This window comes from Stenotrophomonas sp. PFBMAA-4 (genome assembly GCF_030053215.1).
Classification (GTDB): Bacteria; Pseudomonadota; Gammaproteobacteria; order Xanthomonadales; family Xanthomonadaceae; genus Stenotrophomonas.
The window spans coordinates 89,652-110,148 of record NZ_JASGBW010000009.1; the positions used below are offsets into that span (position 1 = coordinate 89,652).

A 20,497-nucleotide genomic window follows, 5' to 3' on the forward strand; every position below is an offset into this window, starting at 1 on the left:
CGGCAAACCTCGCGCTTCGCGCGGAAGTCGACTGACAGTCGACTCTACCCACAGCGCGCACGCGCCGCAGGCGCGTGGTAGCGGGCAACGCGGAAACGGATGCCTCCGCCGGGCATGGCCCGGCGCTACCAACGAACATGCAGTAGATCCACGCCATGCGTGGATGCGCCGGGGATCCGACCCTTGGCCTCAGTGGCTCGCCTTGTCCCGCTTCCAGCCGCGGTGCTGGATGTCCAGGTGCAGGCTGTACAACGCCGTGAACGCCGGGAACAGGTTCTGCAGCACGCCCACCGAATCCTGCTTGGCCGAGAACAGGAAATAGCTCAGCGTCATCAGGCTGCCGACCACGCTCATGTACCAGAACAGGCGCGGGATGACCGGCTTGCCGGCACGCTTGGAGGCCACGAACTGCACCAGCCAGCGGCCGCCGAACATCAGCGCGCCGGTATAGCCGATCAGCTTCCAGCCGGTCACGTGCAGGCCGGTCCAGTACAACCAGGTCAGCGGCTGGTCGAGCCAGTGCAGTTCCAGGTCCATCAACGCTCCTCCACCGCCGTGCGCTTGCTGCGGGTGATCAGCCATGCCACGCCGCGCAGGTCGCGGATGCCGACCAGGGCGCGGCCAAGGTTGTTGTACTTGGATACGCCGGCAGTGCGGTGGCGGTGGTTGACCGGCACGCTGGTGGTCTTCCAGCCGGCACGCTGCATCAGCGCCGGCAGGTAGCGGTGCATGTGGTCGAAGTACGGCAGGTCGAGGAAGGCCTCGCGCTCGAACAGCTTGATGCCGCAACCGGTGTCGGGCGTATCGTCGCGCAGCATGCGCGCGCGGATCGCGTTGGCCCACTTGCTGGCCCAGCGCTTGCTGCCGCTGTCCTGGCGGTTGACGCGCCAGCCGGCGAACAGCTTCACCTGTGCATCGGCGCTCTGCCGTGCGGCCAGCAGCTTGGGGATATCGGCCGGATCGTTCTGGCCATCGCCATCAAGGGTCGCGATCCAGGGGGCGCGGGCGTTGCGCACGCCGGTGCGTACGGCGGTGCTCTGCCCGCTCTGGCTGACATGGTGCAGCACGCGCAGCTCGGGCGTGCTGGCTTTCAGGCCCTGCAGCACGGCCAGGCTGTCGTCGCGCGAATGGTCGTCCACGTAGACGATCTCGAACGGCACCTGGCCGCGCAGTGCGGCCACGATCTCCCCGACGAGGGGCGCGACATTGTCGCGCTCGTTGAACACCGGGACGACAACGGAAAGCTCGGGTTGGCTCATGGGTCACTCGGCCAGCAGGGATACAAAGACCGCGCATTCTCCGAAGCCGAGGTTATCCGAAGATGAATCCGGCTGTGTGAGGGTCCGTCCTCAGGCACGATCACCAAAATACTCGCGGCACCACTGCACCACCGGCGGCAGGCCCTGCTCGATCGGGGTGACCGCGTCGAAGCCGAAGGCGTCATGGGCGCGACGGGTGTCCGCCATCGTGCGCACCATGTCGCCCGGCTGCATCGGCTTGTAGACCTTCTGCGCGGGGCGGCCGGCGGCCTGCTCGATCACGCTGATGAAGCGCTCCAGCTCGACCGGCGTATGGTTGCCGAGGTTGAACACCCGGTGCGGCACGGTTTCGGTGCTGGGGTTCGCGAGGGCGCCGAGGATGCCCGATACGATGTCGGAAACATGTGTGAAATCACGCTGCATGCGCCCTTCGTTGAACACATCGATCGGCCGCCCGGCCAGCACCGCGCGCGAGAACAGCAGCGGCGCCATGTCCGGCCGGCCCCACGGGCCGTACACGGTGAAGAAGCGCAGGCCGGTGGAATGCAGGCCGTACAGCTGCGCGTAGGTGTAGGCCATCAGCTCGTTGGCGGCCTTGGTGGCCGCATACAGCGAGCGCGGCTGGTCCACGCGCTGGTCCTCGGAGAACGGAGGCGTGGCCGAGTCGCCATACACCGAACTGCTGGACGCGTAGACCAGGTGCTGCACGCCGCGATGGCGGCACAGCTCGAGCATGTTGACGAAGCCGACAAGGTTGCTGTCGACGTAGGCGTGCGGGTTTTCCAGCGAGTAACGCACGCCGGCCTGCGCGGCCAGGTGGATCACCGCCGTCGGCTGCACCTCATCGAACAGCGCGGCCAGGCCCTGCTGGTCGGTCAGGTCCAGGGTGCGCAGGTCCAGGCCCGGGCACAGCGCGGCCACGCGGTCGCGCTTGATCTGCGGGTCGTAGTAGTCGTTGAAGTTGTCCAGGCCGACCACGGACTGGCCCGCCTCCAGCAGCGCGCGGGCGGTATAGGCACCGATGAAGCCGGCAGCGCCGGTGAGCAGGATGGTCATGGCTGGGGCCTGGAAACGAAATTCAGGCCCCCGATGTTACCGGTCCCAGAAGAAACCGAAACGCTTTCGGGCCACATTCACCCGACCGGGCACGACGACACCCTGGATTTTCTGCGTGGAAGCGCGATTGCAGCGCTGCCGCGCTCAGCCCTGGCGGGTGCGCAGCTTTTCCAGCACGCCGTCCAGCGTGTCCAGATCGGTGTAGTGGATGATCAGCTTGCCCTTGCCGCCGCGGCCGTGGTTGATGGCCACCTTGGTGCCCAGCGATTCGGACAGCTCGGTTTCCAGCGAGGCGATGTCGGCCTGCTGCACCTTCGGCGTGGCCACCGGGCGGTTGCTCGGCACCTTGCCGGCGGCGAAGGCCTGCGCACGGCGCTCGACCTCACGCACCGACCAGCCTTCATCGGCCGCTTCCTGCGCCAGCTTGCCGGCCAGTTCCGGGGCCAAGGTCAGCAGCGCGCGGGCGTGGCCCATTTCCAGGCGGCGGGTTTCCAGCAGCAGGCGGATGGCCACCGGCAGCTCCAGCAGGCGCAGCAGGTTGGACACCGCCGCGCGCGAGCGGCCGACGGCCTCGGCGGCCTCGGCGTGGGTCAGGGTGAATTCGCTGATGAGGCGCTGCAGCGCTTCGGCTTCTTCCAGCGGGTTGAGGTCTTCGCGCTGGATGTTCTCGATCAGCGCCATCGCGATGACGGTGCGGTCTTCCAGCTCGCGCACCACCACCGGCACTTCGTCCAGCCCGGCCAGCTGCGATGCGCGCCAGCGGCGCTCACCGGCGACGATTTCGTAGTTGCCCGCCGGCAGCTGGCGCACCAGGATCGGCTGGATCACGCCCTGCGACTTGATCGAATCGGCCAGCTCGGAGAGCTTGCCTTCGTCCATCTCGCGGCGCGGCTGGTACTTGCCCGGCTGCAGCTGGCCCACGGCCAGCTTGCGCAGCACTTCACCCGGCAGGGGTTCGATGACCGCAGTGGTGGCCTGCACCTGGCTGGCTGCGCCCTTGGGGCCCAGCAGGGCGTCCAGTCCGCGGCCGAGGCCTCGCTTCTTGGCGGCAGGCTTGCTGGTCATCAGGCGGTCTCCACGGCCTTGCCGGCCTTGTTGCGTTCGTTGTTGCGGCGGATGATCTCGCCGGCCAGGCCCAGGTAGGCCACGCCACCGCGCGAGGCGCGGTCGTAGCCGACGATGCTCTGGCCGTGGCTGGGGGCCTCGGCCAGGCGTACGTTGCGCGGCACGATGGTGCGGAACACGCGGTCACCGAAGTGCTCGGTCAACTCCGCCGACACGGCATTGGCGAGGTTGTTGCGCACGTCGAACATGGTGCGCAGCACGCCCTCGATCTCCAGCACCGGGTTGAGGTTGGTGCGCAGCGCTTCGATGGTTTCCACCAGCGCGCTCAGGCCTTCCAGCGCGTAGTACTCGCACTGCATGGGCACCAGCACCGAATCGGCGGCGGCCAGCGCGTTGAGCGTCAGCAGCGACAGCGCCGGCGGGCAGTCGATCAGGATGTAGTCGTACTCTTCGCGGATCGGCGCCAGCGCGCGCTTCAGGCGCTGCTCGCGCTCTTCCTGCGCCATCAGCTGGATCTCGGCCGCGGTCAGGTCGATGTTGCCCGGCAGCAGGTCGTAGCCCTCAGCGGTGGCCACGCGCACGTCGGCGGCCTTGGCTTCGCCCAGCAGCAGATCGTAGGTGGAGGAGACCAGCTCGCGCTTGTCCACGCCACTGCCCATGGTCGCGTTGCCCTGCGAATCCAGATCGACCAACAGCACGCGCTTGGGTGCGTTGGCCAAGGAAGCGGCCAGGTTGACGGCGGTCGTGGTCTTGCCGACGCCACCCTTCTGGTTGGCGATGGCGATGATGCGGGCCATGCGGGTGTGCCTCGTCGACGTGTGCTGGGACCGGTCATTATGCGTACAACCGGCCCCGTGCGGAAATCATGGATCGCCAACCCCTTGTTTCGCAAAGGGCTGGCGGCGGGGTTCAGGGGCCTGTAACAGTGACCAGATGGCGTTCGCCGGCCAGGCCGGGCACGCTCAGCGGGGTCACCTCGCGCACCTGCCAGCCTGCCGGCAGGGCCGCGATCTCGTCATGCGGGTAGACGCCCTTCATGGCCAGCAGCACGCCACCGGGACGCAGCAGGTGGCCACCGACGCGGACGATGCCGGCCAGGGTGTCCATCGCGCGCGCGGTCAGCTGGTCGTAGCGGCCGGCTTCGTCCAGCGCCTCGGCGCGCGATTCGGCCACGCGTGCATTGGCCAGGCCCAGCTGGCGCACGGCTTCGCGCATGAAGCGCGCCTTCTTGCCGTTGCTTTCCACCAGGGTGACCTGCAGGCCCGGGCAGGCGATGGCCAGCGGGATGCCCGGCAGCCCGGGGCCGGTACCGAGATCGGCCAGGCTGCCATCGGCCACGAACGGCTGCATCGCCAGCGAATCGAGCAGGTGACGGGTGACCATCTCCTGCGGATCGCGGATGGCGGTGAGGTTGTAGGTGCCGTTCCAGCGGTGCAGCAGCGCCAGGTAGCGCAGCAGCGGCGGCGCCAATGCGGCCGCCAGGCCCATGCTGGCCAGGCCCTGTTCCAGCGTGGAGACCGCGCCGGCGGGAAGATCGTGTTCGCTCATGCCGTCATTATCGCCGGTTTTGCCCGCCGGTTCGCCGCTTCGGTGCGCGGCCTCAATCGGCACGCCAGGCCAATGCCGCGCGGAACTGGCCGCTGGCCTGCCATTCGTGCAGGTGCCAGCGCTCGGCCTGGCCCAGTTCGGCGTCGCACCAGCGCAGGTGCAGGGCACCATCGGCGCCGGGCGCCAGCTGCAGCCGGTGCAGGCCGAAGGAGATGCCCTGGCCATGCGCCTTGAGCAGCGCTTCCTTGGCGCACCACACGCGGAAGAACCAGTGTTCGCGCGCGTCGGCGGGCAGCCCCTGCAGCCATGCCACCTCATCGGGGTGGAAGAAGCGCTGGATGATTTCCAGCAGGCGCGGGCGCGGGCGCAGCAGTTCCAGATCCACGCCCAGCCGCACGCCCTCGCCCAGTGCCACCAGCAGCACCTCGCCGCTGTGGCTCCAGCCGGTGCCGTAGTGGGCCAGCGCGCCGGCAAGCTCTGGCCGGCCCTTGTCGTCGCGCACCAGCGGCAGGGCATCGGGTTCACCGCCCAGGGCCTGTGCCAGCACCTGCCGGGCCTGCGGCTCACCGCGCTGGCCGGGCACGTGCGGGCAGCGCCAGACCGTCACCGGCCCGAACCGCCAGGGGCCGTCCAGGGTGGCAGGCAGGCTCATCCGCACGCGCCCGTCACGGGATTGCACGACGGGTTCACAGCGCTGCGCGTCAACTGGCGCTCGTCCCTTCCCCTTCCCGAGGTCACGTTCATGGGCATCATCATCTGGCTGATCGTTGGCGGCATCGTTGGCTGGCTGGCCAGCATCATCATGCGCCGCGACGCCCAGCAGGGCATCATCCTCAACGTCGTGGTGGGCATCGTCGGCGCGCTGATCAGCGGTTGGCTGTTCGGCGGCGGCATCAACGAGGCCATCACCCTGCGCACGTTCCTGTTCTCGCTGATCGGTGCGGTGATCCTGCTGGCCATCGTCAACCTGTTCACCCGCAAGAGCATCCGCTGATCTGAACGGTAGCGCCGGGCCATGCCCGGCGTCTGCCTGCCGCCGCTGCGCTCGCCGGGCGTGGCCCGGCGCTACCGCATCAACCGATCTCCACCCATGCCGGCGCATGGTCGCTTGGGCGCTCCCAGGTACGCGGCTCGCGGTCGATGCCCGACGCCACGGCACTGGCCTTCAGTGCGTCGGAGACCAGCGTCAGGTCGATGCGCAGGCCCAGGTTGCGGCGGAAGCCGGCCGCGCGGTAATCCCACCAGCTGAACACCCCGGCCTCGTCGTTGTGCAGGCGGAAACCATCGTGCAGGCCCAGCTGCAGCAGCTTTTCCAGCGCGCCGCGCTCGGCGGTGGAGGTCAGGATGTGGTTCTCGTTCCAGACCTCCGGGTCGTGCACGTCGCGCGCATCCGGGGCGATGTTGAAGTCGCCCATCACGATCAGCTTCGGATGGCGCTGCAGTTCCTGCGCGATCCAGGCATGCACCTCTTCCAGCCAGCGCAGCTTGTAGTCGTACTTGTCGGTGCCGACGTCCTGGCCGTTGACCACGTACAGGTTGATCACCCGCAGGTCGCCGAAGGTGCCGGCGATGACGCGCTTCTGCTCGTCCTCGAAGCCGGGGATGCCGATCTGCACGTCCTGCGCCGGCTCACGCGACAGCAGGGCCACGCCGTTGTAGGTCTTCTGCCCGGCGAACACGCTGCGGTAACCGGCGGCGATCAGCGCCGAATCGGGGAACTTGTGGTCCTCCAGCTTGGTTTCCTGGATACCGACGATGTCCGGGCCGAACTCCTTGAGCCACTGCTCCAGGTGCGGCAGGCGGACATTGAGCGAATTGACGTTCCACGAGGCGATTTTCATGGGGCCATTCTACCCGGGTGGGCCTGGGTTGCCTTGTAGAGCCGAGCCGACGCTCGGCTGCCTGTACCCGGGCCGCTCAATGGCAGCCGAGCATGGGCTCGGCTCTACAAAACCACGCCATGCGTGGCGTCACCGAACCAGCAGCTTCAACAACCCCGCAATCTTCGAATACGGCGGCCGCAGCCGGTCACTGGCCGCCCAACGCGACTGCCACAGCACCGGCAGCCGCTTGCTCATCGCATCGAACCCGGCCCGGCCGTGGTACGCGCCCATGCCGCTGGCCCCCACCCCGCCAAACGGCAGGCCATCGGCGGCGAAGTGCAGCAGCGTGTCGTTGACCGTCACCCCGCCGGCCACCACCTGGCCGAGGATGCGCTCCACCGTGGCCGTGTCATGGCTGAAGGGATACAGCGCCAGCGGCCGGTCGCGGGACAGCACGTCGCCCAGCGCGGCCTGCAGATCCGGGTAGGCGCGCACCGGCAGGATCGGCCCGAAGATCTCCTCGCGCATCAGGTCCAGGTCGTCCGGCGGGTCCAGCACCACGGTCGGCACCAGCAGGCGCTCGCGGTCGGCACGCGCATCATCCACCTGCGCCAGCGGAATCACCGGCACGCCACGCTCGCGCGCCTGTGCCAGATAACCCTGCAGTCGCTGGTACTGGCTTTCGTTGATGATGCGGGTGTAATCGCCGGCATCGCTGAAATCACCGTAGCGCTCGCGCACCTGCTGCTGCAGCGCCTGCACGAACTCGCGCTGGCGTGCGGTGTCGATCAGCACATAATCCGGCGCGATGCAAGTCTGGCCCGCGTTGAACCACTTGCCCGTGGCCAGCCGCGCGGCGGCGGTGTCCAGCGGGAAATCACGGCAGACGATGGCCGGCGACTTGCCGCCCAGCTCAAGCGTGACCGGCACCAGATGCTCGGCTGCGGCGGCCATCACCTTGCGCCCCACCGCCGTCGAGCCGGTAAACAACAGATGGTCCAGCGGCAGCGAGGACACCGCCGCAGCCACGTCCGCCCCGCCCTGCACCACCGCCACGCGGTCGCGCGGGAACACGCTGGCCAGCAGATCGGCCAGGAACGCGCTGGTGCGCGGGGTGTGTTCGGAGGGTTTCAGCAGCACGTGGTTGCCGGCGGCGATGGCCGTGGCCAGCGGTACCAGCGCCAGGGTCACCGGGTAGTTCCAGGGCGAAATCACCCCGACCACGCCCAGCGGCGTCGGCCGCAGCTGCGCGCGCGCCGGCCACAGCTTCCAGCCGGCCGATACGCGCTGCGGCTTCGACCAGCGCCGCAGGTGGCGCCGGAGGTGGTCGATGGCCGACAGCACGCTCATGCCATCGGCCAGCTTCGATTCAACGTGGGCACGGTGGCCGAAGTCCTCGGCGATGGCCTGGGCCATTTCATCCAGGCGCGGCTTCAGCGCCTCGCGCAGTCGGCGCAGGTCGGCGTCGCGCTGGTCGAGCGTGGGGCGCTGGGCCTGCCAGGTGCTGCGCAGGGTGTGCAGGATGGCGGGGAGATCGGCTGGGGCGGTGGTGGTCATGGGCCGACTATACGAGCTAAGGCGGTCATGACCGCATGACAGGGAGTGGAATCGACTGGGTAGAGTCGACTGTCAGTCGACTGCCGTCGGCGCAGAACGCATGAACCCCGCGCTGCGCGCGATAGTCGACCAACGGTCGACTCTACCCGCCGTCATGCGATCCGGCGCCCCACAAACAGAAAGGCCGCGGTCTGCACCGCGGCCCTTGAAACTCCGGTGGGTGCCGACCGTTGGTCGGCACGCCGGTTACTTGGTGATGTCCACGTTCTTCGTTTCACGCAGGAACAGGCCGCCAATCACCACCGACATCAGCGCGATGATGATGGGGTACCACAGGCCGTAGTACAGGTTGCCGGTACCGGCCACCAGCGCGAAGGAGATCGCCGGCAGGAAGCCACCGAACCAACCGTTGCCGATGTGGTACGGCAGCGACATCGAGGTGTAGCGGATGCGGGTCGGGAACAGTTCAACCAGGTAGGCGGCGATCGGGCCGTAGACCATGGTCACGTACAGCACCAGCAGCCACAGCATGAAGATCGTGCCGGCGATGTTGATGCGCGAACCATCGGCCTTGGCCGGGTAGCCCGCCGTGGTCAGTGCACCCTTCAGCTCCGCACCAAAGGCATCGGCCTTGGCCTTGCCTTCTTCCTTGGTCAGGCCGGCGGCCTCGTACGAGGTGACGCTGGCGCTGCCCACGTTCACCATGGCCAGCGAACCGGCAGCGGCCGGCTGCACGTCGTACGGCACGCCCGCCTTGGTCAGCGCGGCAGTCGCCACGTCGCAGGAGCTGGTGAACTTGCGCAGGCCGACCGGATCGAACTGGAACGAGCAGGTGCTCGGATCAGCCACGACCAGTGCCGGCGAGTTGCTGCGGGCTTCTTCGATGGCCGGGTTGGCGAAGTGGGTCAGGCCCTTGAAGATCGGGATGTAGGTGACGGCAGCCAGCAGGCAGCCGGCCAGGATGATCTTCTTGCGGCCGATACGGTCGGACAGCCAACCGAAGAAGATGAAGAACGGCACGCCCAGCGCCAGCGCGGCGGCGATCAGCAGGTAGGAGGTGGTGGCGTCGACCTTCAGCATGCTGCTCAGGAAGAACAGCGCGTAGAACTGGCCGCCGTACCAGACCACGGCCTGGCCGGCTGCGGCACCCAGCAGGACCAGCAGCATCAGCTTCAGGTTGCCGCCCCTCAGGCTGTCACGGAACGGGGTCTTGGAACCCTTGCCTTCGGCCTTCATCTGCTGGAACAGCGGCGATTCGCTCAGCTGCAGGCGGATCCACACCGAAATACCCAGCAGCACGATCGAGACCAGGAACGGAATGCGCCAGCCCCAGGCTTCGAAGGCTTCGTTGCCCAGGAAGTAGCGGCAGGCCAGGATGATCAGCAGCGACATGAACAGGCCGAGCGTGGCCGTGCACTGGATGAAGCTGGTGTACAGGCCGCGCTTGTCTGCCGGCGCATGTTCGGCCACGTAGGTCGCCGCGCCACCGTACTCACCGCCCATCGCCAGGCCCTGGGCCAGGCGCAGCACGATCAGGATCACCGGTGCGGCGAAACCGATCGAGGCGTAGTTGGGCAGCACGCCGACCAGGAAGGTCGAGATGCCCATGATGAGGATGGTGACCAGGAAGGTGTACTTGCGGCCGATGCGATCGCCGAGGCTGCCGAAGAAGGCCGCGCCGAACGGACGCACGAAGAAGCCGGCGGCGAAGGCCAGCAGGGCGAAGATCATGCCCGTGGTTTCGTTGACGCCACTGAAGAACTGCTTGGCGATGATGGCCGCGAGCGAGCCATACAGGAAGAAGTCATACCACTCGAAAACAGTGCCCAGGCTGGACGCGAAGATGACCTTCTTGTGACCCTGGGTGAGTTCGGCTTTCGCCGGTGCAGGTGTTGTTGACATGGGACGCTTCCCCTCCGAAGCAATCGTTGTTGGTGGGTGCCGACCGTTGGCCGGCACTCGATCTAGGCTGGTGCCGACCGTTGGTCGGCACGCATTCAGAAGCTGTACTTCGTGGTGAACTGCACGCGGTTGATGTCGCCCTTGCGGCCGTCCTCGATCTCACGCACGCCGTACATGTACTCGGCACCGATATCGACCTTGGGCATCGGCGTGTAGAAGATGTTGCCGCGGATGCTCTGCACGCTCTTGGTGACCAGCGGCCCCAGGCTGCCATCGTTGTCGTAGTCGCTGCGGGCGTAGATCAGGTTGGTGCGCAGCTTCGGGGTGAACGCATGGCGCCAGCCGACGTAGCCGGCCAGCACGCCGGTCGGGTTGAGCTCGTCGCGGGCGATGTCGTAGGCGGTATCCGCGGTGACGCCCAGGCCGATGTAACGGGCGATGCCTTCGCCACCGGTCAGCTGGTAATGCAGCGAATCATTGCCGCCCATCACCCACTTGCCGCCGAGGGTCAGGCCGCCAGCCACCTTGTCGGCCTTGGCGTTGGTGGCCTGGTTGTCGACCTTCAGCTGGCGGACGATGCCGCCGACGCCGAAGGTGCCCCAGTCACCCTTCCAGCCGTAACGCATCGTCAGGTCGGGCAGGCTGCCACGGTCGGAGTTGGCGCTGGCGTTGGTCCACGCGCCGGTGACCGGGTTGCGGGTGCCGGTGAGGGTGGTGGTTTCCGGGTTTTCCAGAGCGACGCTGAAGCCGCCCTGCGTGTAACGCACCTGGGCCTGGCGGACGAAGATCACGCCATCGGTCGGGCCGACGAAGTCGACCGCTTCCGGCAGCGCCGCCGCATCCATGAAGTTGGACCAGGTCTGGCCAGCCAGCCAGTTGTTCCAGTACATGTAGGCGTGGCGCAGGGTCACGCCGTAGGTGTTGGTGGCGGTCTGGTTGCCCAGCGAATTGCCGAAGAAGTCCATCTCGAACATCGCGCCGGACTTGTTGCCCGACTCGCTGACGTTGTCGATGCCGATGTTGAAGCGCGAGAACTTGGCGTGGGCGTTGTAGTCCACGTCCGAGCGCTTGCCCGAGCCGCCGGCGCCGGCCACCGGGGTCTGCCCCGGCAGGTACAGCGCGCGGCCGGTGGCATCGTCGGCCAGCTGGCCATCGCCGGTCTGGGTGGCCAGGAAATCGGCCTTGATGAAGCCGCCGATCTTGACCGTGGTGCCCGGCGCGGCGCCCGGGGTGATGGTGGTGACCTGGATCGGCTGCTTGCCGGCCGGCACCTGTGCGAGCGGCTTCTGCTCGGCCTGCACGGCGCGGACATCGGTCACGGCCTGCTGGGTCTGGACGATCTGGGTCTGCTGTTGCTGCTGCGAGGACAGCAGCGCCTGGACCTGGCGTTCCAGTTCAGCGACGCGTGCTTCCAGTGCTTTCTCTTTGGCGGTCTCTGCAAACGCCATGCCCGGTGCGACCAGGGCGACCAGCAAGCAGGCCGCCAAAGGTTTGCGCACGGCTTTCAACGTACGGTGGCTCATGTTGCCCTCTCTCCCAAGTGGCAAGGTGATGCCGCGCGTGGGGCACGGTCGAGCCGAGACTGCGGGGCGTTTATGTATAGCGGTATTCGCCATTGGTCGAACCCGGGCCTGCAGAGCGCCGTCTTTCGACCATGGTCTAAGCGCCGTGGTGACGCGACCGGGGGTGGATGGGGCAAACTGGTGGCGGAGGGTCGCTGCGATGCTGCGACCGCACATACAAAGTCAACGTGCAAGTGAGGGTGCCATGGCTGATATCTACCCCGTCGATCCGCAGTTCGCCGCCAAGGCACGCATCGACAAGACGTCCTACCAGCAGCAGTACCAGGCCTCGGTGTCCGACCCGGATGCGTTCTGGGGCAAGGCCGCCGAACGGCTGGACTGGATGCGCAAGCCGACGAAGATCAGGAACGTCAGCTACGACCTGGCCGACTTCCGCATCAAGTGGTTCGAGGACGGCGAGCTCAACGCCAGCGTGAACTGCCTGGACCGCCAGCTCGAGAAGCGCGGCGACAAGACCGCCCTGCTGTTCGAACCGGACGGCCCGGACGCGCCGGCCCAGCACGTGACCTATCGCGAGCTGTACGAGCGCACCTGCCGCCTCGGCAACGCGCTGCGCAACCTGGGCGTCAAGAAGGGTGACCGGGTCACCATCTACCTGCCGATGATCGTCGACGCCGCCGTGGCCATGCTGGCCTGCGCGCGCATCGGTGCCATCCACTCGGTGGTGTTTGGTGGCTTCGCGCCGAACTCGATCGCCGACCGTGTCAGCGATTGCCAGAGCAAGCTGATCATCACCGCCGACGAAGGCCTGCGTGGTGGCCGCAGGATTCCGCTGAAGGCCAACGTCGATGCCGCGCTGAAGCTGCCGGGCACCAATACCGTCGAAACCGTGCTGGTGGTGCGCCACACCGGCGGCGCCGTGGACATGCAGGCCCCGCGCGACCGCTGGTTCCACGACGTGGTGGACAGCCAGCCGTCCACCTGCGAGCCGGAACGCATGAACGCGGAAGACCCGTTGTTCATCCTCTACACCTCCGGTTCCACCGGCAAGCCGAAGGGCGTGCTGCACACCACCGGTGGCTACCTGCTGTACGCGGCCTACACCCATGAAGCGGTGTTCGACCTGCGCGAGGACGACATCTACTGGTGCACCGCCGATGTCGGCTGGGTCACCGGCCACAGCTACATCGTGTACGGCCCGCTGGCCAACGGCGCGACCTCGCTGATGTTCGAAGGCGTGCCGAACTACCCGGATACCTCGCGCTTCTGGAACGTCATCGACAAGCACCAGGTGACCATCTTCTACACCGCGCCCACCGCCATCCGTGCCCTGATGCGCGAAGGCGAGGAGCCGGTGAAGAAGACGTCGCGCGCCTCGCTGCGCCTGCTCGGCAGCGTCGGCGAGCCGATCAATCCCGAAGCCTGGCGCTGGTACTACGAGGTGGTCGGCGACAGCCGCTGCCCGATCGTCGATACCTGGTGGCAGACCGAGACCGGCGGCATCCTGATCTCGCCGCTGGCCGGCGCGATGGACCTCAAGCCGGGGTCGGCCACCCTGCCCTTCTTCGGCGTGCAGCCGGCGCTGGTCAATGCCGATGGCGAGATCCAGGACGGCCCGACCGAGGGCAACCTGATCATCCGTGATTCCTGGCCGGGCCAGATGCGCACGGTCTACGGCGACCACCAGCGCTTCATCGACACCTATTTCCGCACCTACCCGGGCAGCTACTTCACCGGCGACGGTTGCCGCCGCGATGAAGACGGCTACTACTGGATCACCGGCCGCGTGGACGATGTGATCAACGTGTCCGGCCACCGCATCGGCACCGCCGAAGTGGAGAGCGCGCTGGTTTCGCACCCGAAGGTGGCCGAAGCGGCCGTCGTCGGCTTCCCGCACGACGTCAAGGGCCAGGGCATCTATGCCTACGTGACCCTGGTGGCCGACGAAACCCCCAGCGACGAGCTGCACAAGGAGCTGGTGGCGTGGGTGCGCAAGGAAATCGGCCCCATCGCCACGCCGGACCACCTGCAGTGGGCGCCGGGCCTGCCCAAGACCCGCTCGGGCAAGATCATGCGCCGCATCCTGCGCAAGATCGCCGAGAACGCGCCGGACCAGCTCGGCGACACCTCGACCCTGGCCGATCCGTCGGTGGTGGCGTCGCTGGTGGACGAACGCAAGGTCCGCTGATGGCATGAAGGCAGGTGCGGGACGCGCCAGGGACACCGCCGGGGGGAGGGACCCGGCGACGTCCGACCCGTCCCGTGCCGGCCGTCACGTCGCCCCTCTACCTGATCGATAAGCTCGACCCATGACCACCCTCCTGATTGCCGATGACCACCCGTTGTTCCGTGAAGCCCTGCGAGGGGCCGTGCAGCGGGTCATCCCGGGCGTGCAGCTGTTCGAGGCCGACAGCGTGGAAGCGCTGTACGCCCTGGCCGACCAGCACAACGACGCCGACCTGGTCCTGATGGACCTCAACATGCCCGGCGCGCAGGGATTCAACGCGCTGGTGCACATGCGCTCGCTGCACCCGCACCTGCCGGTGGTGGTGGTGTCCGCACGCGAAGAAGCCACGGTGATGCGCCGCGCGCTCGACCACGGCGCGCTGGGCTTCATTCCCAAGTCGGCCGACTCGGACACGATCGGGCATGCACTGGGCACCATCCTCGATGGCGAGACCTGGGCGCCACCGGAAGCGCACAACGTGCCGCCCACCGGCAGCGAGGAACGCGAAGTCGGCCAGCGCCTGCGCGAGCTCACCCCGCAGCAGTTCCGCGTGCTGCAGATGCTCGGCGCCGGCCGCTTGAACAAGCAGATCGCCTACGACCTCAACGTCTCCGAAGCCACGATCAAGGCCCACGTCACCGCCATCCTGCGCAAGCTCGGCGTGACCAACCGCACCCAGGCCGTGCTGATGGCCGGCAAGCTGGCGATCGATGACGACGCCATCGTGCTGCCGCCGGAAGAAGACTGAACCCACCGCTGTAGAGCCGAGCCCATGCTCGGCTGCTGTTCGCCAAAATCCGCGCTACGCGCGTGAGCCGAGCGCAGGCTCGGCTCTACAGGTCTTCGCGGCACCTGCCTTTGTAGAGCCGAGCCCATGCTCGGCTGCTGTTCGCCAAACTCCGCGCTACTCCTGCAAGGGCCATCTGCTCCAGGCGTAGGGATACTCGCCAAGATGCGTGGCCAGCCCGGCACGAACCGGATTGGCCGCAATGTACATCGCCTGCGTGCGCAGGCACTCATCGCTGCGCAGGCCGTGATCGTAATAGCCCGGTTGCCAGATCGGTGCATCGGCATCAACGCGCCTGGCAATGGAACGTCCGCTGCGGGACTTGAGGATCTGCAAGCACCCGGCGAGCGTTCCGCGTCGCAGTTCGATCAGCCAGTGAAGATGATCCGGCATGATCACCCACGCCAGGGACCACGTCCGCCCCGTCCGCTCCACCGTACGGAGCGCTTCGATCAGAAGGTCGACGTTGGCTTCATCGTCGAACCAGCGTCGCCGCGCGTGTGTCACCGTGGTGACCGCGTAGACGTTGCCGGTCTGCGACCAGCGGCCAATACGGAGTGCGGGGCTGGACATGCCCGAAGACTATGCTGCGACCGACAGGCTCTCCATCAGTGCACCACGGCGAGACATGTAGGCCATTTCCCCGTTGTAGAGCCGAGCCCATGCTCGGCTGCCTTTCGCCTGAGAACCGTGCTGCGCGCATGAGCCGAGCGCAGGCTCGGCTCTACAGGACTCCCGCAGCACCTGGACTTGTAGAGCCGAGCCCATGCTCGGCTGCCTTTCGCCTGAGAACCGCGCTGCGCGCGTGAGCCGAGCGCAGGCTCGGCTCTACAGGACTCCCGCAGCACCTGGACTTGTAGAGCCGAGCCCATGCTCGGCTGCCTTTCGCCTGAGAACCGCGCTGCGCGCGTGAGCCGAGCGCAGGCTCGGCTCTACAGGACTTCGCGGCACCTGAACTTGTAGAGCCGAGCCCATGCTCGGCTGCCTTTCGCCTGAGAACTGCGCTGCGCGCATGAGCCGAGCGCAGGCTCGGCTCTACAGGACTCCGCGGCACCTGAACTTGTAGAGCGGAGCCCTGGTCGGCTGCCTTTCGCCTGAGAACCGTGCTGCGCGCATGAGCCGAGCGCAGGCTCGGCTCTACAGGACTCCCGCAGCACCTGGACTTGTAGAGCCGAGCCCATGCTCGGCTGCCTTTCGCCTGAGAACTGCGCTGCGCGCGTTAGCCGAGCATGGGCTCGGCTCTACGGTTCTGCGTGTTACGCCACGCCGTGCAGGTGTTCGTACAGGATCGTCGAACCGATGATCACCAGGATCACGCCGCCGATGATCTCCGCGCGCTTGCCGACCATGCTGCCCAGTACGCGGCCCAGCATGATGCCGGCGGTGACCATGGTCAGCGTGCACAGGCCGATGACCGCAGCCATCACGCCGATATGCACGTCCATGAACGCCAGGCCGATGCCCACAGCCATCGCGTCGATGCTGGTGGCGAAACCGGTCAGTGCCAGCTTCCAGAAACCGTGGTGCTGCGAGGGATCCTCGTCCTCTTCGCCGCTGTCCGGGCGCACGCCGTTGATGATCATGTGCACGCCCAGCGCGACCAGCAGGCCGAAGGCAATCCAATGGTCGAACGCTTCGACGTACTGCAGGGCGGCGCGGCCGAGCAGCCAGCCGATGATGGGCGTGATCGCCTCGATGACGCCGAAGATGATGCCGGCGCGGAGCGCATCGCGGAACACCGGCCTGCGCATGGCCGCACCCTTGCCGATCGCGGCAGCGAAGGCATCGGTGGACATGGCGAAACCGATCAGGAGGATCGAAACAGGAGACATTGGCGGCTGCTGAAGGTCGGGCAAGGACGGACGCACGGCTCGCGCTCGCGCCCAACCTGTCGTTGCGCGCGCGGGCCGCTGGTCTCGCCAACCATCATGGTTGTCCACGCCACGGCGCACTGGCCGAGTATGTTGACGTGGACGATTCCTGCGAAGGAATCCGGCTACTCCCCAAGGGGACGCGAAGCTTAGCACCGCGATCCGCGCGTGGCGCATCTGCGGGCAAACGCGCAGGCAGGGCTGGTTTGTATAGCGAAGGCTATATTGCCGTGGAAATTGCGGGCGCACGGCGCGATCCAGCCGAGCATGGGCTCGGCTCTACAAGGGGTTGGGTAGCCCGGCGTTTACCTCGCGTCGCGCAGCGCGCCGAGGAAGGCGCGCAGCGAGGCCGGCTTGATCGGCTTGGTCAGCACGCGGTAGCCGCGCTCGCGTGCCATCCGCTTCAGTTCATCGCGGCCATCGGCGGTCAGCAGCGCGCCCGGCAACGGGTAGCCGGCCGCTTCGCGCAGCGCCACCAGCGCGTCCAGGCCATCCATGCGGTCATGCAGGTGGTAGTCCACCAGCATCACCTGCGGTTGTTCGGCCACCTTCTCCAGCGCCTGGTCCACGGTCGATGCGGTGATCACCTGCACCTGCCAGCGGCCCAGCAGCGCGCGCATGCCATCGAGGATCTCCTCGTCGTTGTCCACGCACAGCACGCGCAGCCCGGCCAGCGAGTCGCTGCGCACCGGCGGCGCGGCGGCCTGCGCGGGTAGCAGCGGCTCGCTGTAGCCCGGCAACGGCGCCACGCGCGGCAGGATGATCGAGAACATCGAACCACTGCCGACCCGGCTGCGCGCGTTGAGGCGGTGATCGAGCAGGCGCGAGATGCGCTGGCAGATCGACAGGCCCAGGCCCAGCCCCTGCTCGCCCCAGTCGAAGGGCTGCTGGTAGCGGTGGAACTCCTCGAAGATCTGCCGCATGTGGTGCTCGGGGATGCCCGGACCGGTATCCCACACCTGCAGTTCCACTTCGTCGCCACGCTGGCGCACGGCCAGCACGATGCGGCCCTGGCGCGTGTAGCGCAGCGCGTTGGCAAGGAAGTTCTGCAGCACGCGGCGCAGCAGGCGGCGGTCGCTGCGTACCCAGGTGGTACGGGCGAACAGGTCCAGGCGCAGGCCACGGCCGGCCGCCACCGGCGTGTACTGCGCGGCCAGTTCGCGCATCAGCGCACTCACATCGAATTCGCCGATGACCGGGTGCAGGCCGCCGGCATCCAGCCGCGACACGTCCAGCAGGCCATCCAGCAGTTCTTCGGCCGCGCGCAGCGAAGCATCCACGCGTTCGGCCAGGTGCTTCTGCTCGTCGCTCACGTGGTCGCTGTCACGCAATGCCGACGCGAACAGGCGCGCGGCATTCAGCGGCTGCAGCACGTCATGGCTGATCGCCGCGAGGAAGCGGGTCTTCGACTGCTGCGCGACCTCGGCCTCGTGCGAGCGCTCGGCCACGCGCTGTTCCAGCGTTTCGTTGGCTTCCAGCAGTGCTTTTTCCGCGTGCTTGTAGTCGGTGATGTCGTTGTAGCTGGTCACGTAACCGCCGCCGGGCAGCGCCTGGCCGCGCATCTCGATCACCTTGCCATCGCTGCGCGTGCGTTCGAACACGTGTGGTGAACCGGCGCGCATGTAACCGATACGGCGGTTGATCTGCACCTCGATGTCGCCTTCGCCAAGCTCGCCGCGTTCGGCGTTGTAGCGGATCAGGTCGGCCACCGGCCGGCCCACGTAGAGCATGCCATCGGGGTAACCGAACATGTCCTGGTAGCGCCGGTTCCACGCCGTCAGGCGCATGTCCGGGTCGACCACGCTGACGCCCGCGCTTATGTTTTCCAGCGTGGTGGACAGGATCTCGCGGTTGAAGCGCAGCTCCTGCCCCGCTTCGTCCAGCACCGCCACCACTTCACCCAGGTCCATGCCCGAGCCACGCAGCAGGCTGGTCAGCAGCAGGCGCGCGGAGGCGGCGCCGATCGACGCGGCCAGCAGGCGCTCGGTGAACTGCACCCAGGGCCGGTCGGCCGGTGCCGAGGACTGCAGCTCACGGCCCAGCGACTGTGCCTGTTCGAAGAACGAACGCCGCGCGTGGCGCTCACCCACCACGCGCGAAGCCAGGGCCAGCAGATCGCCCACGTGCACGTGGCCGGGCCAGCCGCCCGCCACCGAGGGGCGTTCGGCGTAGGGGTCAAGGAAGGGCGCGGCGCGCAGGCGCTCGTCCACGCCGGGGCGCCAGCGCGCGGACACCAGCATCATCGTGGCCGCGTTGACCAGCAGCGACCAGAACGTGCCGTGGGTCAGCGGGTCCCAGCCGGTCATGCCGAACAGCTGCTGCGGGCGCAGCCATTCCACGCCGAACGGACCGTGCTGCACCCAGGTCGCATCCACCCAGCCGGCCAGGGTCATCGCCGGCAGCAGCAGGGTGTACATCCAGGTGGCAAAGCCCAGCACCATGCCTGCTTCGACGCCACGGCGGCTGGCGCCGCGCCAGTACAGGCCGCCGATCAGGCCCGGCGCAAACTGCGCCACGGCGGCGAAGGCCATCAGCCCGTACGAGGCCAGGCTGCTGTCGTTGCTGCTGCTGCGGTAGTAGCTGTAGGCCATCAGGGCCAGCAGCAGGATGGCCAGGCGGCGGATCCACAGCACGCGCGAGGCCATGTCGGCCGCCTCCTGGTGGTCGCCACTGCGGCGCAGCAGCACCGGCATCACCAGGTCGTTGCTGACCATGGTGGCCAGCGCGATGGAGGCCACGATGACCATGCCGGTCGCCGCCGAGAAGCCACCGACGTAGGCGATCAGCGCCAGCGCGTTGCGTCCTTCGGCCAGCGGCAGGGCCAGCACCATCGAATCGTCGGCGACCGTGCCGCCGGTGCCGAACAGGGTGACGCCGGCGGTGGCGATCGGCAGCACCATCGCCGAGATCAGCACCAGGTAGCCGCCGAACATCCAGCGCGCGCGGCGTACGTCGCGCACGTCGCCACACTCGACCACGGCCACGTGGAACTGGCGCGGCAGGCAGATGATGGCCAGGAAACTGAGCAGCGTCTGCGAGATGAAGCCCACCGGCGGCAGGCCGGTGAACAGCGTATGCACCGACTGCACCACCGCATCGGTGCGGTTGCTCAGCCACAGGTAGGCGAACACGCCCACCGCAAGCATCGCCAGCAGCTTGATGACCGATTCGAAGGCGATGGCCAGCATCATGCCGTGGTGGTGCTCGGTGGCATCGACCTGGCGGGTACCGAACAGGGTCGCGAACAGGGCCATCAGCAGGGCCACGTACAGCGCCGGATCGGTGAAGTAGCCGGTCGGGCCGGCGTTGCCGGTCAGCACCTGCAGGCTCATCGCCACCGCTTTGTACTGCAGGGCCAGGTACGGAACGATGCCGATGAGGGCAATGATCGCCACCAGCGCGGCCAGCCGCCGCGAGCGGCCGAAGCGCGAGGAGATGAAATCGGCGATGGACACCACGTTCTGGCTGCGCGCCACCAGCGCCAGGCGCTCGATGATGCGCCAGCCGAACAGCAGCATCAGCAGCGGGCCGATGTAGATGGGCAGGTAGCCCACGCCGTGGCGCACTGCGGTGCCTACCGCGCCGTAGAAGGTCCACGACGAGCAGTACACGGCCAGCGCCAGGCTGTAGACGACCGGCCGCAGCCACGGCCGGTCGGGGTACATCGGCCGGCGGTCGCCCCACCACGCTACGCCGAACAGCAGCGCGGCATAGGCAACCGAGACCAGCAGCAGGATCCAGCTGGAGACCACGCGCGCGTTTCCGTCAGGACAGGGGCCAGTAGATCACGACCGTTGGCCATTCTGGTAGGTCACGACCGTTGGTCGTGACGGGGCATCCGTGCCCACTGACAGTGGGCACCCACCAGAAGAGGTGGAC

17 protein-coding genes and 1 riboswitch are annotated in these 20,497 nt (G+C 67.6%); of the genes, 3 read left to right on the plus strand and 14 right to left on the minus strand.

Annotation, left to right across the window (positions count from 1 at the left end; translation table 11 throughout):
• Positions 1–189: 189 nt before the first annotated feature.
• The 7 genes from QMZ26_RS08145 to QMZ26_RS08175 all read right to left on the minus strand — a co-directional run bounded on the left by QMZ26_RS08145 (position 190) and on the right by QMZ26_RS08175 (position 5,580).
• Positions 190–537, minus strand: a complete 348-nt coding sequence (locus tag QMZ26_RS08145) for a lipid-A-disaccharide synthase N-terminal domain-containing protein (protein WP_174214093.1) — start codon at positions 535–537, stop codon at positions 190–192.
• Complete coding sequence (locus QMZ26_RS08150; protein ID WP_079224313.1) at positions 537–1,259, minus strand: glycosyltransferase family 2 protein; 723 nt, start codon at positions 1,257–1,259, stop codon at positions 537–539. Before QMZ26_RS08150 ends, QMZ26_RS08145 begins: the two co-directional genes overlap by 1 nt.
• Positions 1,260–1,349: 90 nt before the next feature.
• Positions 1,350–2,315 carry an NAD-dependent epimerase/dehydratase family protein gene (locus tag QMZ26_RS08155; RefSeq protein ID WP_283221145.1) on the minus strand — a complete coding sequence of 322 codons (966 nt, stop codon included), beginning with the start codon at positions 2,313–2,315 and terminating at the stop codon, positions 1,350–1,352.
• Positions 2,316–2,459: 144 nt separating this feature from the next.
• Positions 2,460–3,380 (minus strand): ParB/RepB/Spo0J family partition protein, encoded by a 921-nt coding sequence (locus QMZ26_RS08160; RefSeq protein WP_079224318.1) that lies wholly within the window; start codon positions 3,378–3,380, stop codon positions 2,460–2,462.
• Entirely contained in the window at positions 3,380–4,177 is a 798-nt protein-coding gene (locus tag QMZ26_RS08165; RefSeq protein ID WP_079224320.1) for a ParA family protein, read from the minus strand. Before QMZ26_RS08165 ends, QMZ26_RS08160 begins: the two co-directional genes overlap by 1 nt.
• A gap of 112 nt (positions 4,178–4,289) precedes the next feature.
• Positions 4,290–4,928, minus strand: coding sequence for a 16S rRNA (guanine(527)-N(7))-methyltransferase RsmG (gene rsmG / locus QMZ26_RS08170; protein ID WP_200732908.1), 639 nt, complete (start codon positions 4,926–4,928; stop codon positions 4,290–4,292).
• Positions 4,929–4,980: 52 nt separating this feature from the next.
• Complete coding sequence (locus QMZ26_RS08175) at positions 4,981–5,580, minus strand: 4'-phosphopantetheinyl transferase superfamily protein (RefSeq protein WP_283221146.1); 600 nt, start codon at positions 5,578–5,580, stop codon at positions 4,981–4,983.
• A gap of 90 nt (positions 5,581–5,670) precedes the next feature.
• On the opposite strand from QMZ26_RS08175, the gene QMZ26_RS08180 reads away from it, so the two are divergent.
• On the plus strand, positions 5,671–5,922 hold the full coding sequence (locus QMZ26_RS08180; protein WP_079224325.1) for a GlsB/YeaQ/YmgE family stress response membrane protein: 252 nt from the start codon (positions 5,671–5,673) through the stop codon (positions 5,920–5,922).
• Positions 5,923–6,001: 79 nt separating this feature from the next.
• Here QMZ26_RS08180 and xth read toward each other — a convergent pair whose 3' ends face one another.
• The 4 genes from xth to QMZ26_RS08200 all read right to left on the minus strand — a co-directional run bounded on the left by xth (position 6,002) and on the right by QMZ26_RS08200 (position 11,733).
• Positions 6,002–6,769: an exodeoxyribonuclease III gene (gene xth / locus QMZ26_RS08185; protein WP_283221147.1), complete on the minus strand. Its 768-nt coding sequence runs from the start codon at positions 6,767–6,769 to the stop codon at positions 6,002–6,004.
• Between the two features lie 129 nt (positions 6,770–6,898).
• A complete protein-coding gene (locus QMZ26_RS08190) occupies positions 6,899–8,308 on the minus strand; it encodes a coniferyl aldehyde dehydrogenase (protein WP_283221148.1) in 1,410 nt (469 codons plus the stop codon).
• A 246-nt stretch (positions 8,309–8,554) separates the two neighbouring features.
• Positions 8,555–10,210 carry an MFS transporter gene (locus tag QMZ26_RS08195; RefSeq protein ID WP_200734472.1) on the minus strand — a complete coding sequence of 552 codons (1,656 nt, stop codon included), beginning with the start codon at positions 10,208–10,210 and terminating at the stop codon, positions 8,555–8,557.
• Positions 10,211–10,305: 95 nt separating this feature from the next.
• Complete coding sequence (locus QMZ26_RS08200; RefSeq protein ID WP_283221149.1) at positions 10,306–11,733, minus strand: DcaP family trimeric outer membrane transporter; 1,428 nt, start codon at positions 11,731–11,733, stop codon at positions 10,306–10,308.
• Between the two features lie 244 nt (positions 11,734–11,977).
• Here QMZ26_RS08200 and acs point away from each other — a divergent pair, with 244 nt between their 5' ends.
• Positions 11,978–13,921 carry an acetate--CoA ligase gene (gene acs / locus QMZ26_RS08205; RefSeq protein ID WP_079224340.1) on the plus strand — a complete coding sequence of 648 codons (1,944 nt, stop codon included), beginning with the start codon at positions 11,978–11,980 and terminating at the stop codon, positions 13,919–13,921.
• A 121-nt stretch (positions 13,922–14,042) separates the two neighbouring features.
• Positions 14,043–14,708 (plus strand): response regulator transcription factor, encoded by a 666-nt coding sequence (locus QMZ26_RS08210; RefSeq protein WP_006477308.1) that lies wholly within the window; start codon positions 14,043–14,045, stop codon positions 14,706–14,708.
• A 156-nt stretch (positions 14,709–14,864) separates the two neighbouring features.
• On the opposite strand, the gene QMZ26_RS08215 is transcribed toward QMZ26_RS08210, so the two are convergent.
• From QMZ26_RS08215 to QMZ26_RS08225, 3 genes are all read right to left on the minus strand, one after another.
• Positions 14,865–15,320, minus strand: a complete 456-nt coding sequence (locus QMZ26_RS08215) for a transposase (RefSeq protein WP_283221150.1) — start codon at positions 15,318–15,320, stop codon at positions 14,865–14,867.
• Between the two features lie 683 nt (positions 15,321–16,003).
• Complete coding sequence (gene mntP / locus QMZ26_RS08220; RefSeq protein WP_283221151.1) at positions 16,004–16,579, minus strand: manganese efflux pump MntP; 576 nt, start codon at positions 16,577–16,579, stop codon at positions 16,004–16,006.
• A 10-nt stretch (positions 16,580–16,589) separates the two neighbouring features.
• Positions 16,590–16,758: riboswitch (yybP-ykoY riboswitch) on the minus strand.
• Between the two features lie 165 nt (positions 16,759–16,923).
• Positions 16,924–20,370 (minus strand): PAS domain-containing hybrid sensor histidine kinase/response regulator, encoded by a 3,447-nt coding sequence (locus tag QMZ26_RS08225; RefSeq protein ID WP_283221152.1) that lies wholly within the window; start codon positions 20,368–20,370, stop codon positions 16,924–16,926.
• Positions 20,371–20,497: the final 127 nt, after the last annotated feature.

Coding starts and splice junctions, on each gene's coding strand:
- QMZ26_RS08180 (WP_079224325.1), top strand. CDS start 5,671: ATGGGCATCATCATCTGGCTGATCGTTGGCGGCATCGTTGGCTGGCTG.
- QMZ26_RS08200 (WP_283221149.1), bottom strand. CDS start 11,733: ATGAGCCACCGTACGTTGAAAGCCGTGCGCAAACCTTTGGCGGCCTGC.
- QMZ26_RS08160 (WP_079224318.1), bottom strand. CDS start 3,380: ATGACCAGCAAGCCTGCCGCCAAGAAGCGAGGCCTCGGCCGCGGACTG.
- QMZ26_RS08190 (WP_283221148.1), bottom strand. CDS start 8,308: ATGACCACCACCGCCCCAGCCGATCTCCCCGCCATCCTGCACACCCTG.
- mntP (WP_283221151.1), bottom strand. CDS start 16,579: ATGTCTCCTGTTTCGATCCTCCTGATCGGTTTCGCCATGTCCACCGAT.
- QMZ26_RS08145 (WP_174214093.1), bottom strand. CDS start 537: ATGGACCTGGAACTGCACTGGCTCGACCAGCCGCTGACCTGGTTGTAC.
- QMZ26_RS08215 (WP_283221150.1), bottom strand. CDS start 15,320: ATGTCCAGCCCCGCACTCCGTATTGGCCGCTGGTCGCAGACCGGCAAC.
- QMZ26_RS08150 (WP_079224313.1), bottom strand. CDS start 1,259: ATGAGCCAACCCGAGCTTTCCGTTGTCGTCCCGGTGTTCAACGAGCGC.
- rsmG (WP_200732908.1), bottom strand. CDS start 4,928: ATGAGCGAACACGATCTTCCCGCCGGCGCGGTCTCCACGCTGGAACAG.
- xth (WP_283221147.1), bottom strand. CDS start 6,769: ATGAAAATCGCCTCGTGGAACGTCAATTCGCTCAATGTCCGCCTGCCG.
- QMZ26_RS08155 (WP_283221145.1), bottom strand. CDS start 2,315: ATGACCATCCTGCTCACCGGCGCTGCCGGCTTCATCGGTGCCTATACC.
- QMZ26_RS08175 (WP_283221146.1), bottom strand. CDS start 5,580: ATGAGCCTGCCTGCCACCCTGGACGGCCCCTGGCGGTTCGGGCCGGTG.
- acs (WP_079224340.1), top strand. CDS start 11,978: ATGGCTGATATCTACCCCGTCGATCCGCAGTTCGCCGCCAAGGCACGC.
- QMZ26_RS08210 (WP_006477308.1), top strand. CDS start 14,043: ATGACCACCCTCCTGATTGCCGATGACCACCCGTTGTTCCGTGAAGCC.
- QMZ26_RS08165 (WP_079224320.1), bottom strand. CDS start 4,177: ATGGCCCGCATCATCGCCATCGCCAACCAGAAGGGTGGCGTCGGCAAG.
- QMZ26_RS08195 (WP_200734472.1), bottom strand. CDS start 10,210: ATGTCAACAACACCTGCACCGGCGAAAGCCGAACTCACCCAGGGTCAC.